This window comes from Pseudomonas sp. Bout1 (genome assembly GCF_034314165.1).
Taxonomy (GTDB): Bacteria; Pseudomonadota; Gammaproteobacteria; order Pseudomonadales; family Pseudomonadaceae; genus Aquipseudomonas.
In genome coordinates, this window is the sequence record NZ_JAVIWK010000001.1 from 4,516,454 (window position 1) to 4,530,720 (window position 14,267).

Here is a 14,267-nt window from a genome sequence, read left to right on the forward strand (position 1 = left end):
TTTTTGTCATCGACGGCCCCGGCATCACGAATGACAAAAATGTAACCCGCGACAATCCCATAGCTGGTTAAACTTTGTTTCATATTAGGCTTGTAGCCATCTGGCAGAGAGAGCCGAGTACACCTGAATGCATATTTTGTTGATTGAAGACGACGCGAGTACCGGCGAGTACCTGAAAAAGGGCCTTGGCGAGTCCGGCTATAAAGTCGACTGGACTCAGCACGGCGCCGACGGCCTGCACATGGCACTGGAAACAGCCTACGACCTGATCGTGCTGGACGTGATGCTGCCCGGCATCGACGGTTTTCAGATCATCGAACTGTTGCGTGCCCGGCAAGACGTCCCGGTGTTGTTCCTGACGGCCCGCGACCAACTGCACGACCGCATTCGCGGACTGGAACTGGGGGCCGACGACTATCTGGTAAAACCCTTCTCTTTCACCGAACTGCTGTTGCGCATTCGCACTATCCTGCGCCGTGGAGTGGTCCGGGAAATCGATCACTTTCACCTTGCCGACCTGGAGCTGGACCTGGTCCGCCGTCGTGTCACCCGCCAGCAGCAAGTCATCGTATTGACCAACAAGGAGTTCGCCCTGCTGCACCTGTTCCTGCGCCGGGAAAGCGATGTGTTGTCCCGGGCACAGATTGCTTCGGAGGTCTGGGACATGAATTTCGACAGCGACACCAACGTGGTGGATGTCGCTGTCAAGCGCCTGCGCAGCAAGGTCGACCTGCCCTACCCGGTCAAACTGATCCATACGGTGCGCGGCATCGGCTACGTCTGCGAGGTACGGTCATGTGGCCCCGACGCCAGCCATCCCTGACCCTGCGCTCGACGCTGGCGTTCTCGCTGGTCGCCATGCTCGCCGTGGCCGGTGCAGGCTTTTACCTGTACGCCTCCATGCGGGCGTCAGTGCTGATGAACACCGACCATGCCGTGATGGGACGCCTGGACCACTTCCGCAAGCTGCTGCACTACGAGCTCGCCCTGGACAAGCTGCGCGACAGCCCGCAAATTTTCAAGAACATGCTCGACAGTGAAGACGATATCTTCATCATCGGTGAGCCCGGCCAGGAGCCCGTGATCAAGGTCAACCCACTGGGTGTTGTACTGCCGGACCTGCCCGTGATCAATCCGGACGCCGCGATGCGTGTTGAGGACTTACGCAGCGCCATGACCGACGCCGGCGTGCCGCTGCGCGCCGCCACCGTGCAAACGACTTCCGAGGGCCGCGAGGTTCGGCTCACCGCCGCGCACCTCATGGACAAGGAAATGGCCATGCTCAAGGACTTTCGCGAGCGCATCTACCTGGCGGTGAGCCTGGCATTTTTGGTCACCGCGGTGCTCGGCTACTTACTGTTGCGCCGCGGCCTGCGCCCGTTACGCAAAATGGCGGTACACGCGGCGAACATCACGCCTCAGCGGCTCGACAGCCGTATGAACAGCGCAGACACGCCGGTTGAATTGCAGCAACTGAGTGACGCCTACAACGCCATGCTCGACCGACTCGCCAACGGTTACCAGCGCCTTGTACAGTTTTCTGCCGACCTGGCTCACGAAATACGCACCCCGCTTGGCTCATTGATGGGGCATTTCCAGGTTGCACTGCGCCAGCCACGCACCCTGGATGAGTACCAGGCACTGCTCGCTTCAAACCTGGAAGAACTGGAGCGTATTTCCCGCATCGTCGAGAGTATTTTATTCCTTGCACGGGCCGACGAAGCGCAGGCGCTGGTGGAGCGTCAACCGCTGTCGCTGCATGACGAAATCCAGCGCATCTGCGACTACTTCGAAGGCCTGGCAGAGGAGCGCCAGATCACCCTGCAGGCTGTCGGCAATGGCATGGCCAACGCAGACCCATTGCTGCTGCGCCGGGCATTGAGCAACCTGGTAGCCAACGCCATTCGCTACGCAGACGAAGGCAGCAAGGTTTTGATGCGAGTGGCCGCGACCCGGTCCGGGTGGCGCATTGACGTGGAAAATCAAGGCCCGGTGCTGGCCGATGAAACCCTGCGCAAGTTGTTCGACCGCTTTTACCGAGGCGATGCGTCCCGCCACCAGAGCTCCGATTCATACGGCCTTGGCCTCGCAATCGTTGCGGCGATCATGCAACTGCATGGCGGTCAGGTAAGCGTCGAACAACCAACGCCGGGGACCATTCGTTTTTCGTTGTGCTTCCCCGCTGACTGAGCCGGCAACCGTCCAGGCGGCGGGTACCTTCATTTATTTTGCAGCAGAGGAGGCGCAGGCAAGGAGCCTTTCAAGGATTTTATGTCGGCTTGATGAAAAATCCGGTCTGGCCGCCCACCATTGCCACCATTGTCCAAATTGCGCACAAGGGTGGACCGCCTCTCGCTGAAGAGCTCACGGGCTATGGCTTGTGCCTCACGACTGAACACCTGGGTGGTTGGCCGTAGCCCGGCCGCCTCTTCAAGCGTGTGGTAGCCAACAAACTTGCCCTGGTTGTCACCGAAGGCTGCCATGAGCTCATCGAAGACGCTCGCCAGGCGGTCAAGAAGATCCTGGTCACTCGTGTTGGCATACGGGTTGATGAACTGATCGAGCGAGTCCCTGGAAATTTTACCGTCGAGTTTCCCGTCGCCTTTGTCGAACTGGGTAAATAAACCACCCTTGTCCAGAATCGCATTGGCCAGGTTGATCTCCGCCTGCGAAGCCGGTGTACCGTCCGAATGTTTCCCGGAGGCGACTATGGCGAGGGACTTATCGGTGATAAACCCGTCTGCGTCTGCCAGTGAACTGAAACGGGCCAGCGCGTAATCGGCAAGTTGCGCGCCACTGTTGCCCGCATAGGGGTTGGGCTGCCCGGTGCCCTTGTCAGCGTTCTCAACCCGTTGGCGCGCCAGGCCATCGCCCTGCGCCCCTACCGGCAAATCCTTCTTTTTTTCATCTGTTTTAGGGGCTTCCCACTCATACTGCGGCACCAACGTTTTATTCAACTCAGGGCGTCGCAGGATTTCAGTGGCCAACACCGTCATATTGTCGTCGGCCAACTTGCCGGTCAGTGGGCGATTGGCAATTGCGCGAAGTCGCGCCTGCGTCGGTTTCCCGGTTTCTTCGTCGGTAAAAATATCCACATTGACTTTAAATGCCGCGCTGATGTCTCGATTGTTTGCATTCTCATAGGGGTTAAACACTGGTTGAGAATTAGTGTTCTGACCGTACTGATTCGATCCGGGCATTTGGATGTGCGGCATGTTGATTGATGACATTGAGACTGACTCTCCAATAGGTTGGGTTTTGTAATTCCCTCTGGGGCCGAGGTGCATCGCCCCCCTGACAGGCCACCTTGCCAAGCAGGAAGATGGTCCGCTGTTCTGTGGTAATCCGCGCAAAAACAGTTCCAAAGCCGCAGCTTCCCGGAGGGAAAAAGCCCATCACGCCGTAAGAAAGTCACACCAACCGTTTGATCTGCTTGTGCCTCCACACCAATCGGTAATACGCCGTCTGCAACCCCAACATCGCCAGGTAGGTCACCGGAAACGCCATCCACACCCCTTCCAGCCCAAACCGCGCATTGAGCAGGTACGCCACCGGCAGTTCCACCCCCAATACGCAAACGATCGAAATCCCCACCGGCACCAGCACCACGCCGCTGGCGCGCATGATCCCGCCCACCACCGCCTGGAAGCCAAACACCAGAATGCTCCAGAGCATGATATGCAGCAGGTGCTCGGCCTTGAACCGTGCATCCTCGTCGGTGATAAACAACCCCAGCAGCCAGTGCGACAACCCATACCCCAGCACAATCAACCCGCCTGTCAGGCACAGGTTGATCAGCAACCCGGTGCGCAGGATCGGCCCGATCCGTTCCAGCCGCCCGGCCCCGATTGCCTGCGCCCCCAGGATCGATGCGGTAATGGCAATCGACAGCGCCGGAAACTGCACATAGTTGACGATCTGCGTCACCGCCCCATACGCCGCAGTTGCCTGGGAACCGTGGCTGTTGACCAGCGCCAGGATCACCAACTCCGACAGCGACAGCACCACCATCTGCAACCCGGTCGGCAATCCAATACGCAGCACCTTGCCCAGGATCACCCGGTCCAGCCGCAGCGCCGCCAGTAACTCGCGATCCGGCGCCATCACGTGGTTTTTATGGCGCAGGCGCAGCACCAGGAAGGTCATTGCCAGGGTATTACCCACCAGCCCCGCAAGCACCGCGCTCTGGATGCCCATCGGCGGCAAGCCCAGCCAGCCCTTGATCAGCGCCGGGGTCAGCACCAGCCCCACCGTGGTCGAGACCACCAGCGCCAACAACGGCGACACCGTGTCGCTCACGCCCCGCAGCAGTTGGGTGAACAGGATGAACACCAGCAGCAGCGGCATGATCAACATCATCATCTGCGCGTAGCCTACTGCGTCATCCAGCACGTCCACCGGCGTGCCCAGGGCCTGCATCGCCGGGCGCGCAAACACGCTGCCCAACACGGCCGCGATCACTCCGATCAAGGCACCGAGGGTCAGGGTGGCGCCGGTGATCGACTTGACCATCGAGGTTTCCTGCGCGCCCCATGCCTGGCCGATCAACACCGAGGCGCCCGCCCCCAGGCCGATCACCAGGGCGATGAAGAAAAACACGATGGGGAACATCCCGGACACCGCCGCCAAGGCCTGGGTGCCAAGCATTTGCCCGACGTAGATCCCGTTCAGCGTGCCGGAAAAACTCTGGAGGAAATTGGATAGCACCATGGGTGCCAGAAAGATCAGGTAGATCTGCCATAACGGTCGCTGCTGGGTGACTTCCATGAAGGTTCGAATCTCAATGCAATCAGGTAGGGAAAGCGTTGCGTGACAACCAGGCCAGGTACAACTTCACATCCACCGGCCAGTGCGCAATCTTGTTGGAAAATTCAGCGCCGTCCTCGGCAAACAACGCCCGTGAGGCTTCTTCAAAACCTGGCAGGTCGCCGCCGATGGCGCTCATGAAACGATAGCTGGATTCTTTGGCCTGGCGGCGCTCATCGTGCTCGGCATGGGCGTTGCGCGCGTCATCCACCAGCCGGCGCAAGGCCGCCGAGGCGCCGCCGCGCTGTTGCCCAAGCCACTCCCAATGCCGTGGCAGCAGGGTGACTTCACGGGCGACGACGCCCAGCTTGGGTCGCCCTACAGCCGGTGACGCCGGCACCTGCGCCTGCGCCACCATTGGCTGTTCGGGCGCATAACCGGCGGGCCACGGATGGTCGACTTGAACACCGCTGGCGTCATCGAACACCAACAGGCTGCCCGCCGACAGTTCGAGGCTGGCCAGGTGTGCGGCGACGTCAGAATAGAAACCGGCAGCCACGCGTTGGTGGCCAAGGAAGGCAGTGCAGCAGGGAAAATGGGGCGAGCTCATGTTTTTACCCGGGCGTTATTGTTCTACCCGGGTGATATTAGCCTTAATCTCATAGGTTGCAAGCCGCAAGTCGTGAAACGAGCACACGGTCACCCCCGGCTGTCGCAGCCATGCTGCGCACGCCCGGGTCACGCAACAGGCATTCGGCAATCGCCGGTTCAAGCTCCACCCGCAATCGCCGGCCCAGGGCGCGTGCGCCAAACCGTACGTCATGGTCGCGACACAGCCAGGCCCGTGCCGACTCATCCAGCACCAACGAGCGCTGCTGCACCGCAAGGCGTTGATTGAGCTTGCCCAGTTCCACCTCCAGCAACGCTTCGAGCCACGGATGATCGATGGGCTCGAACATCAGGATGCGGTCGATGCGATTGAGAAACTCCGGCTCGAAATGGCTGTGCAGGGCGTCCTCCAACACCCTCGCCTCACCACGGCCCCACCAGCGCAACGGGGCAAACCGCTGCCGATGCCGACGCGCTTGCTGCGCGCCGATATTGCTGGTCATGAAGATCAGGCTGTTGCGAAAGTCCAGCGTGCGAGCGCCGCCCGCCAACGTCAGCTGGCCGTTTTCCAGAATGCCCAACAGGCTGCGGACCACCTCCTGGCTGGCCTTTTCCAACTCGTCGAACAACACGATGCCGGGGCGGCTGTAGCTGCCCTGGATCAGTTCGCTGTTGAACAGGCTGATGCCCTCCTTGCTGCCGACATAACCCGGCGGCGCTCCGGTGAGGGCGGCGGCGTAATGTTCCTGGGCCAGGGTATGCATGTCGATACGGCAAAAACCATCAGTACGCCCGTGCAAAGCCAGGGCCAGCAGGCGCACGATTTCCGTCTTGCCGACCCCGGTAGGCCCCATGAACAGGTTGACGCTCAACGGCCGCTCGCGCTCACCGATGTCGGCCTTGACCACGTTGAGCAACCCTTCCACCTGGGCCAGAGCGGCCTCCTGGCCGATGATACGGCTGCGCAGCAAGGCCATGACCTGAGCCGGTTCAAAGGTAAACCGCATGCCTTAACCCGCCGTTTTTTGTTTACCACCATGGGGCAATTGCCCCACCGGGCATTCGGCAACACCGACGGTATTGCGGGTGAATGCTTCGACATTCTCCTGGGCCTTTTGCGCATCCAGCACCCAGGTGCGATAGAACTCGAACGGGCAGTCCGCCACGCCCTTGTCGCCGTCGCCCGAGGCATGCATGCCGGTGTAGCCACGGTGTAGCAGTTTGAACAGATGGTTCTGTGACTGGTCGTTGGCCCGCGCATCGCGGATCTGCGAGACCGACAGCTGGGCGTATTGAATACCCATTTCTTCCTCGCCACATTCGCCCAGGGTACGGCCATCAAAACCGATGATCGCCGAATGCCCGAAGTACGAATACACCCCATCGAACCCCGCCGCGTTCGCCACCGCCACGTAGCAGTTATTGGCCCAGGCCATGCTCTTGGACATCTGCACCTGCTGCTCCTTGGCCGGGTACATATAGCCCTGGCAGCGCACGATCAGCTCGGCGCCTTTCATCGCGCAATCGCGCCAGATCTCCGGGTAGTTGCCGTCGTCGCAGATGATCAGGCTGATCTTCATGCCCTTGGGCCCGTCGCACACGTAGGTGCGATCGCCCGGGTACCAACCCTCGATCGGGCACCACGGAATGCACTTGCGGTAACGCTGCACGATCTCGCCGAGGTTGTTGATCAGCACCAAAGTGTTATACGGCGCCTTGTGCGGATGTTCTTCGTGCCGCTCGCCGGTCAGGGAGAACACGCCCCAGGTGTTGGCCTGGCGACAGGCCGCCGAGAAAATCGCGGTCTCCTCGCCGGGGATGCTCGCGGCGGTGGCCATCATCTCATCGTGGTCGTACATGATGCCCATGGTGCTGTATTCGGGGAACACCACCAGGTCCATGCCGGGCAAACCCTGCTTCATGCCGACGATGATCTCGGCAATCTTCTTCGCGTTATCGATGACCTCGGCCTTGCTGTGCAGGCGCGGCATCTTGTAGTTCACGACAGCAACGCCGACCGTGTCCGGGCTGCTGGATATGTCGCCATGGCGCATTGCAAATCTCCTCGGTCAGTGACTGATCATCCAGGGCCGCGGCCCGGTTTTGGTCTTCAGGCCCAACGGGTTGGCCTTGCTCGGCACCACCGGCTTGCTGGTGCCGCAGCAACTGCAACCCGCCGGGTGCTTGCGCGACTCCTTGTACTCACCGACGGTTTGCGGCGCATGGGCGCTGCGTTCGTTGCCGGCGATTGCCTTGCGCTGGTTGGCCGACAAGCTGGTCAGCGCCGGTGCCGACAACTGCAACGGCCCGCCCGGGCTGTCGCAGTACGGGCACTGGCTGGGCGCGTGACGCTGGGCCATGGGCCGCAGCATCGTGAAGGTACCGCAGGACTCACACGCATATTCGTAGGTCGGCATGGCTACAGGTCCGGGGCAATGGGCAGGTCGATGCTGCCGTCGAGGAACTTGGTGGGACCGTTGGCGTTGGGGTTGATATCGAACTCGAAGATTTCCGTCGGCAACCACAACGTCGCGCACGCGTTGGGAATATCCACCACGCCGCTGATATGCCCCTGCACCGGCGCCGAGCCGAGCAACGCATAACCCTGGGCCGGCGAGTAGCCGAACTTGGTCAGGTAGTTGATTGCATTGAGGCAGGCCTGGCGGTAAGCAACGTTGACGTCCAGGTAGTGCTGCTGGCCCTGTTCGTCGACGGAGATGCCTTCGAAGATCAGGTAGTTTTTGTAATTCGGGGTGATCGGGCTGGGCTTGAACACCGGGTTCTTGATCCCGTACTTGGCCATACCGCCCTTGATCAGCTCGACCTTCATGTGCACCCAGCCGGCCATTTCGATGGCGCCGCAGAAGGTGATTTCGCCGTCGCCCTGGCTGAAGTGCAAGTCACCCACTGACAGGCCGGCGCCGTTGACGTACACCGGGAAGTAGATCTTCGAACCGCGGGACAAGTCCTTGATATCGCAGTTACCGCCATGCTCACGCGGCGGCACGGTGCGGGCACCAGTGGCGGCCGCGTCGTCCCGCGCCGAACCCTTTAGTTTGCCCATGTGTGCGGTGGCGGCCAGCGGGGCGTTGGCCAGGGGCGGCACGCGGGTCGGGTTGGTGTCGATCAGTTCCTGCTCGCGGCGGTTCCAGTCGGCGAGCATCACCGGGTCGGGCAGGCAACCGATCAGCCCGGGGTGGATCAGGCCGGCGAAGTTGACGCCCGGGATGTGCCGGGAACTGGTGAACATGCCCTTGAAATCCCAGATGGCTTTTTGCGCGCTGGGGAAATGGTCGGTGAGGAAACCGCCACCGTTCTGGCGCGAGAAGAAACCGTTGAAGCCCCATTGGGACTCGGCCTTGGCGCCGATGTCGAGCAAGTCGACCACCAGCAGGTCGCCGGGCTCGGCGCCGTGTACGCCCACCGGGCCGGAGAGGTAGTGCACGGTGGAGAGGTCGACGTCGCGCACGTCGCTGGCGTCGTCATTGTTCTTGATGGCGCCGGCGGTCCAGTCATAGGTTTCGAGGATGAAGTCATCGCCGGGTTTGACCCAGCACGCCATCGGGATATCCGGGTGCCAACGGTTGTGGATCTGCTCGTTTTCGGTGACGGGTTGGTTGAGGTCGACTTTGATCAGCGTATCGGTCATCTGCGTGCTCCCGAGGGATGGCGTGGGCGTTGGGGCCAGTCTCCGGGGAATAGGGTGAAACGGGGAATACGTTGGATGACGTATCTGGGGTTGATTGGGGGGTATCTCCGTTATTTGGGTAACGCCCGCCCAGGGTTCCAATTTCAGCCATCACCCAAATAACGGATATGTACCCCAAAAAAATCACACAGACAGGTAACGGCTGATGGTCGCCTCATCCACTCGATCCCGAGTCTCCTCAATCACAAAACGACCTTTTTCAATTACCAAAAACCGATCAGCAATCTCCAACGTAAACGACAACACCTGCTCCGACACCACAATGGTCAAGTCCCGCAAATTGCGGATCTCCTTCAAGGTGCGCGCGATGTCCTTGATGATCGAAGGCTGGATGCCCTCCGTCGGCTCATCCAACAACAATACCTTCGGATTCGTCGCCAAAGCCCGGGCAATCGCCAACTGCTGTTGCTGGCCGCCCGACAGGTTGCCACCCTTGCGCGAGCGCATGTCATGGAGCACCGGAAACAGTGCATACAGGTCTTCAGGCACTTTGCCCCGGGCCGACGCCGGCAACCCGGTCTGGATATTCTCCAGTACGCTCATGCTGGGGAAAATCATCCGCCCCTGAGGCACATAGGCAATCCCGCGCTCCACCCGCTCATGGGTTTCAAGGCGCGACACATCGTGCCCGTCCACACTGACCTGCCCTTGCCACTGCGGCAAAATACCCATCAGGCTCTTGAACAAGGTGGTCTTGCCCATGCCGTTGCGGCCCATCACCGCGACGATCTCGCGCTTGGCCACGTTCAGCTCCAGGTCGTGAAGAATCTGGCTCTGCCCGTACCCACACGACAGTTTGTCGATCTTGAACATGCCCGGCTCCTCAGTGGCCCAAATACACTTCAATGACTTTCGGATTGCTCTGCACCGACTCCATGCTGCCCTCGGCCAGCACCTTGCCCTGGTGCAGCACCGTGACTTTGTGGGCGATACTTTTGACGAACTCCATGTCGTGCTCGATCACCAGCACCGAGCGGCCCTGGCTGATGCGCTTGAGCAGCTCGGCGGTCTGTGCGCGCTCGTTGACGCTCATCCCGGCCACCGGTTCGTCGAGCATCAACAACTCCGGGTCTTGCATCAGCAGCATGCCAATTTCCAGCCACTGTTTTTGCCCGTGGGACAGCAGGTCGGCTTGCTGGTCGAGCAGCTCGCCAAGGAAGATCTCCCGCGCCACCTCCTCGACCCGCGCGATCACCTGGGCATTGCGCTTGAAAAACAGCGCGCCCCAGACCTTGCGCCCGGCCGGGTACGACATCTCGAGGTTTTCAAAGACTGTGAGGTTTTCGTAGATCGACGGGTTCTGGAACTTGCGCCCCACGCCTGCACGCACGATGTTGTACTCGCGCATTTTGGTCAGTTCCTGGCCATCGAACTGGATGCTGCCGCTGGTGGCGCGGGTCTTGCCGCAGATCAGGTCCAGCACCGTGGTTTTGCCGGCACCGTTGGGGCCGATCACCACCCGCACTTCATTACGGTCGATATACAGGTTGAGGTTATCGACAGCCTTGAAGCCGTCGAACGACACGGTGAGGCCTTCGATAGCCAACACGGGTTTTTTCATTTCAAAACCAACGGCGGTCATGGCTGTGTCTCCAGGATCTTGGCTTCAGCCTTGGGTTTGATCTTCACAGGTTCAGCTTTGACCACCGGCGGGCGCCGCAACAACCTGGCCAGGGCCTGGCGACCATGGCTGTCCCACAACCCCGCCAGGCCGTTGGGAAAGTACATGACCACGGCGATAAACAGCCCGCCCATCAGGTACAGCCACAGCTCGGGAAACGATTCGGAAAAGTAGGTCTTGCCGTAGTTCACCAGCAACGCGCCATACACCGCGCCCAGCAGCGACATGCGCCCGCCGACCGCCGCAAAGATCACCATCTCGATCGACGGCACGATGCCCACGAACGAGGGCGACATAAAGCCCACCTGCAAGGCAAACATCGCCCCGCCAATCGCCGAGAACGCCGCCGCCACGCAGAACACGAAGATCTTAAAGCTGGCCACGTCGTAGCCGGAGAACCGCACCCGCTCTTCCTTGTCGCGCATCGCCATCAACAGCCGGCCCAGCTTTGACGCGAGGATGAAACGCCCGATGAAAATGCAGCCAAACAGCAACCCGGCGTTGATGAAGTACAAGATCATCTTCGCGCCGTCACCGCGCAGGTCCCAGCCCAGCAGGGTCTTGAGGTCGGTGATGCCGTTGACGCCGCCGGTGAGGCCCTGCTGGCCGACGATCAGTACCGTGAGGATCAGCGCAATCGCCTGGGTGACGATGGAGAAATACACATCACCCACCCGCCGCTTGAACAGCGCCATGCCGATAATGAACGCCAGCAGCACCGGCACCGCAATCACCGCGAACAGGGTGAAGGTGAAGCTGTGGAACGGCACCCAAAGCCAGGGCAGTTCGGTGATCTGGTTCCAGTCCATAAAGTCCGGTATGCCCGGCGTCGACTGGATTTTGGTGCTGATCGGGTCCGAGGCCTCGAGCTTCAGGAACATCGCCATGCAGTAGCCGCCGACGCCGAAAAACACCCCCTGCCCGAGGCTGAGAATCCCGCCATAACCCCAGCACAGCACCAGGCCCACCGCGACGAACGCGTAGGTCAGGTACTTGCCGACCATGTTCAGGCGGAACGCATCCAGGGTCAGCGGGAACACCACGAGGATCAACAGCGCCAGCAGCGCGATGCCGATCAGGTTTTGCTGGCCGCCCAGCAACTTGTCTAGAGCCTTCATCGGTTCGCCTCTACTTGCGCACTTTGATGGAGAACAACCCTTGCGGGCGCAGCATCAGGATCAGAATCACCGACGACAGCGTCAGCACCTTGGCCATCGAGCCACTGAGAAAAAACTCCGACAGCGATTGGGTCTGGGCGATCACGAACGCCGAGGCAATGGTGCCGAACAGGCTTTGCGCGCCGCCGAATACCACCACCAGGAAGGTGTCGACGATGTACTGCGAACCTGCGGTCGGCCCGGTGGAGCCGATGGTGGTGAACGCCGCACCGGCCACGCCCGCCACGCCGCAGCCGAGGGCGAAGGTCATGCGGTCGACCTTGCGCGTATTGATGCCCACCGCACGGCTCATCAAGCGGTTTTGCACGGTGGCGCGCACTTGCAGGCCCCAGCGCGAACGGTAGAGCATGACAAAAATCGCACCGGTCAGCAGCAGGGTCAGGCCCATCATGAACAGGCCGTTGCGCGGGATTTCGATGGCGTCGGTGAGGTTCACCGAACCCATCAGCCAGGCCGGCGGTTCGGCACTCACTTCACGGGCGCCGAACACCGAACGGAAGGTTTGCTGCATTACCAGGGACAAGCCCCAGGTGGCGAGCAACGTGTCCAGCGGCCGCTTGTACAAACGGCTGATCATCGCCCACTCCACCAACCAGCCAACGGCGCCGGCGACGAGGAATGACAGGGCAATGGCAAAGAAAAAGTAATACGGCTGAAAGCTCGGCGCGAAGTGCGCGGTGAGGCTGGAGCAGACATACGTGGTGTACGCGCCAATGGTCAGGAACTCACCGTGGGCCATGTTGATCACGCCCATCTGGCCAAAGATGATTGCCAGTCCCAATGCCATCAGCAACAGCACGCAGAACACGGACAAGCCGTTGAACCCCTGCATCGCCGCGATGGCTCCAAATTCCGATAGCCATTCCATGATGATGGTCTCCTGGGACCTGGTGAAAAACATTCCCGTAGGAGCCGGCTTGCCGGCGATGGCATCACCTCGGTTTAACTGACAGACCGAGTCGCCTGCATCGCCGGCAAGCCGGCTCCTACACGGGTTGTGTTAACCCTTGGGGTTATTGGTAGCCTTTCGGGAACGGGTTCGGCTCGATCAGATCCGACTCGTAGATCACCTTGAACTGGCCGTTGGGCAGCACTTCACCAATGCGCGACTTGCTCCACAGGTGATGGTTTTCGTGGACCTTCACGTAGCCTTCCGGCGCGTTTTTCAGCTCGATGCCCGGGGACGCGGCGACGACTTTATCCACGTCGAAACTGCCCGCTTTCTCTACCGCCGCTTTCCACAACCATGGCCCGAGGTAAGCCGCTTGGGTCACGTCGCCGATGACTGCATCCTTGCCGTACTTGGCCTTGAACGCTTCCACAAAGGCTTTGTTGTTCGGGTTGTCGAGGCTCTGGAAGTACTTCATCGAGGCATAGAAACCGGCCATGTTTTCGCCGCCGATGCCCAGCAGTTCGTCTTCGGTCACCGACAGGGTCAACAGGGTTTGCTTGGACGAATTCACGCCCGCCGCGTTGAGTTGTTTGTAGAAGGCCACGTTGGAGCCGCCCACCACGGCTGCGAACACCACGTCAGGCTTTTTCAGCTTGACCTTGTTGATCAGCGAACCGAATTGGGTGTTGCCCAGCGGGTAGTAATCTTCGCCAACCACGGTGCCGTGCAGCACGTTTTCAATGTGCTTGCGCGCGATCTTCATCGAGGTGCGCGGCCAGATGTAGTCCGAGCCCACCAGGTAGAAGGTCTTTGCGCCCTTGGTCTTGGCGATCCAGTCGAGGCTGGCGAGAATTTGCTGGGTGGCTTCCTGGCCGGTATAGATCACGTTTTTCGACTGTTCCAGGCCTTCATAGAACGTCGGGTAGTAGAGCAGGCCATTTTCTTTTTCGAAGATCGGCAATACAGCTTTGCGTGACGCTGAGGTCCAGCAGCCGAAAACCGCCGCCACCTTATCGTTGACCAGCAGTTTCTTGGCTTTCTCGGCGAAGGTCGGCCAGTCGGACGCGCCGTCTTCCTGGATCACCTTGATCTGCCGCCCGAGGATCCCGCCCGAAGCGTTGATCTGCTCGATGGCCAAGCGTTCGGCCTGGATCGAACCGGTTTCGGAAATCGCCATGGTGCCGGTGGCCGAGTGCAACTGGCCAACGGTGACTTCCGTCGGCGTGACGGCCAGGCCTTCGTTATCGGCCATGACGCCATGGCTGAACAGGCTGGCCGCCAGCAGTGATAACGCCAGCAACGGTTTGGAGCGGATCAATCGTGATTCCATGGGGCGACTCCTCTGCAATGAGGGGGTCAGCATGGCGGCAGGTGGCCAGGGCGGGTATACGCAGCCTGACGTAACGGAGTACGTCATTTGACGTATGCCGTTACGCACCATTTTCGAGCAGCCTGTGGTGAGCGGGCTTGCCCCGCGCTGGGCTGCGAAGCAGCCCTAACAAAAGCCACCGT

The 14,267-nt window shown here is 60.5% G+C and carries 14 protein-coding genes; 2 read left to right on the top strand and 12 right to left on the bottom strand.

From position 1 onward, the window contains the following. Positions 1 to 127 precede the first annotated feature (127 nt). Positions 128 to 823 carry a heavy metal response regulator transcription factor gene (locus RGV33_RS21105; RefSeq protein WP_322145958.1) on the top strand — a complete coding sequence of 232 codons (696 nt, stop codon included), beginning with the start codon at positions 128 to 130 and terminating at the stop codon, positions 821 to 823. Further along, positions 796 to 2,190 carry a heavy metal sensor histidine kinase gene (locus RGV33_RS21110; RefSeq protein ID WP_322145959.1) on the top strand — a complete coding sequence of 465 codons (1,395 nt, stop codon included), beginning with the start codon at positions 796 to 798 and terminating at the stop codon, positions 2,188 to 2,190. Before RGV33_RS21105 ends, RGV33_RS21110 begins: the two co-directional genes overlap by 28 nt. 29 nt (positions 2,191 to 2,219) lie before the next feature. On the opposite strand, the gene RGV33_RS21115 is transcribed toward RGV33_RS21110, so the two are convergent. The 12 genes from RGV33_RS21115 to urtA form a co-directional block, all read right to left on the bottom strand. Further along, positions 2,220 to 3,230, bottom strand: a complete 1,011-nt coding sequence (locus RGV33_RS21115) for a hypothetical protein (RefSeq protein ID WP_322145960.1) — start codon at positions 3,228 to 3,230, stop codon at positions 2,220 to 2,222. 181 nt (positions 3,231 to 3,411) lie between these two features. Then, on the bottom strand, positions 3,412 to 4,767 hold the full coding sequence (locus RGV33_RS21120) for an MATE family efflux transporter (protein WP_322145961.1): 1,356 nt from the start codon (positions 4,765 to 4,767) through the stop codon (positions 3,412 to 3,414). Between the two features lie 22 nt (positions 4,768 to 4,789). After that, a complete protein-coding gene (locus RGV33_RS21125; protein ID WP_322145962.1) occupies positions 4,790 to 5,356 on the bottom strand; it encodes a DUF2239 family protein in 567 nt (188 codons plus the stop codon). Between the two features lie 49 nt (positions 5,357 to 5,405). Then, on the bottom strand, positions 5,406 to 6,362 hold the full coding sequence (locus RGV33_RS21130; RefSeq protein WP_322145963.1) for an AAA family ATPase: 957 nt from the start codon (positions 6,360 to 6,362) through the stop codon (positions 5,406 to 5,408). A gap of 3 nt (positions 6,363 to 6,365) precedes the next feature. Then, positions 6,366 to 7,409, bottom strand: coding sequence for an aliphatic amidase (locus RGV33_RS21135; RefSeq protein ID WP_322145964.1), 1,044 nt, complete (start codon positions 7,407 to 7,409; stop codon positions 6,366 to 6,368). A 15-nt stretch (positions 7,410 to 7,424) separates the two neighbouring features. Continuing rightward, on the bottom strand, positions 7,425 to 7,772 hold the full coding sequence (locus RGV33_RS21140) for an FmdB family zinc ribbon protein (protein WP_322145965.1): 348 nt from the start codon (positions 7,770 to 7,772) through the stop codon (positions 7,425 to 7,427). A 2-nt stretch (positions 7,773 to 7,774) separates the two neighbouring features. Beyond that, positions 7,775 to 9,004 (bottom strand): formamidase, encoded by a 1,230-nt coding sequence (gene fmdA / locus RGV33_RS21145; protein WP_322145966.1) that lies wholly within the window; start codon positions 9,002 to 9,004, stop codon positions 7,775 to 7,777. Positions 9,005 to 9,187: 183 nt separating this feature from the next. Next, complete coding sequence (gene urtE / locus RGV33_RS21150; protein WP_322145967.1) at positions 9,188 to 9,877, bottom strand: urea ABC transporter ATP-binding subunit UrtE; 690 nt, start codon at positions 9,875 to 9,877, stop codon at positions 9,188 to 9,190. A 10-nt stretch (positions 9,878 to 9,887) separates the two neighbouring features. After that, the gene (gene urtD / locus RGV33_RS21155; RefSeq protein ID WP_088427091.1) at positions 9,888 to 10,646 is read right to left on the bottom strand and encodes an urea ABC transporter ATP-binding protein UrtD; all 759 of its coding nucleotides are present in this window, start codon (positions 10,644 to 10,646) and stop codon (positions 9,888 to 9,890) included. Further along, a complete protein-coding gene (gene urtC, locus RGV33_RS21160) occupies positions 10,643 to 11,803 on the bottom strand; it encodes an urea ABC transporter permease subunit UrtC (protein ID WP_322145968.1) in 1,161 nt (386 codons plus the stop codon). Before urtC ends, urtD begins: the two co-directional genes overlap by 4 nt. 10 nt (positions 11,804 to 11,813) lie before the next feature. After that, positions 11,814 to 12,731: an urea ABC transporter permease subunit UrtB gene (gene urtB / locus RGV33_RS21165; protein ID WP_169387756.1), complete on the bottom strand. Its 918-nt coding sequence runs from the start codon at positions 12,729 to 12,731 to the stop codon at positions 11,814 to 11,816. A gap of 145 nt (positions 12,732 to 12,876) precedes the next feature. Next, the gene (gene urtA / locus RGV33_RS21170) at positions 12,877 to 14,085 is read right to left on the bottom strand and encodes an urea ABC transporter substrate-binding protein (protein WP_322145969.1); all 1,209 of its coding nucleotides are present in this window, start codon (positions 14,083 to 14,085) and stop codon (positions 12,877 to 12,879) included. Positions 14,086 to 14,267 lie beyond the last annotated feature (182 nt).

Bases quoted from the DNA above. Each gene is read 5' to 3' on its own strand.
- RGV33_RS21115 (WP_322145960.1), bottom strand. From the start codon at position 3,230: ATGTCATCAATCAACATGCCGCACATCCAAATGCCCGGATCGAATCAG.
- urtE (WP_322145967.1), bottom strand. From the start codon at position 9,877: ATGTTCAAGATCGACAAACTGTCGTGTGGGTACGGGCAGAGCCAGATT.
- fmdA (WP_322145966.1), bottom strand. From the start codon at position 9,004: ATGACCGATACGCTGATCAAAGTCGACCTCAACCAACCCGTCACCGAA.
- urtA (WP_322145969.1), bottom strand. From the start codon at position 14,085: ATGGAATCACGATTGATCCGCTCCAAACCGTTGCTGGCGTTATCACTG.
- RGV33_RS21130 (WP_322145963.1), bottom strand. From the start codon at position 6,362: ATGCGGTTTACCTTTGAACCGGCTCAGGTCATGGCCTTGCTGCGCAGC.
- urtC (WP_322145968.1), bottom strand. From the start codon at position 11,803: ATGAAGGCTCTAGACAAGTTGCTGGGCGGCCAGCAAAACCTGATCGGC.
- urtB (WP_169387756.1), bottom strand. From the start codon at position 12,731: ATGGAATGGCTATCGGAATTTGGAGCCATCGCGGCGATGCAGGGGTTC.
- RGV33_RS21135 (WP_322145964.1), bottom strand. From the start codon at position 7,409: ATGCGCCATGGCGACATATCCAGCAGCCCGGACACGGTCGGCGTTGCT.
- RGV33_RS21120 (WP_322145961.1), bottom strand. From the start codon at position 4,767: ATGGAAGTCACCCAGCAGCGACCGTTATGGCAGATCTACCTGATCTTT.
- RGV33_RS21125 (WP_322145962.1), bottom strand. From the start codon at position 5,356: ATGAGCTCGCCCCATTTTCCCTGCTGCACTGCCTTCCTTGGCCACCAA.
- urtD (WP_088427091.1), bottom strand. From the start codon at position 10,646: ATGACCGCCGTTGGTTTTGAAATGAAAAAACCCGTGTTGGCTATCGAA.
- RGV33_RS21140 (WP_322145965.1), bottom strand. From the start codon at position 7,772: ATGCCGACCTACGAATATGCGTGTGAGTCCTGCGGTACCTTCACGATG.
- RGV33_RS21105 (WP_322145958.1), top strand. From the start codon at position 128: ATGCATATTTTGTTGATTGAAGACGACGCGAGTACCGGCGAGTACCTG.
- RGV33_RS21110 (WP_322145959.1), top strand. From the start codon at position 796: ATGTGGCCCCGACGCCAGCCATCCCTGACCCTGCGCTCGACGCTGGCG.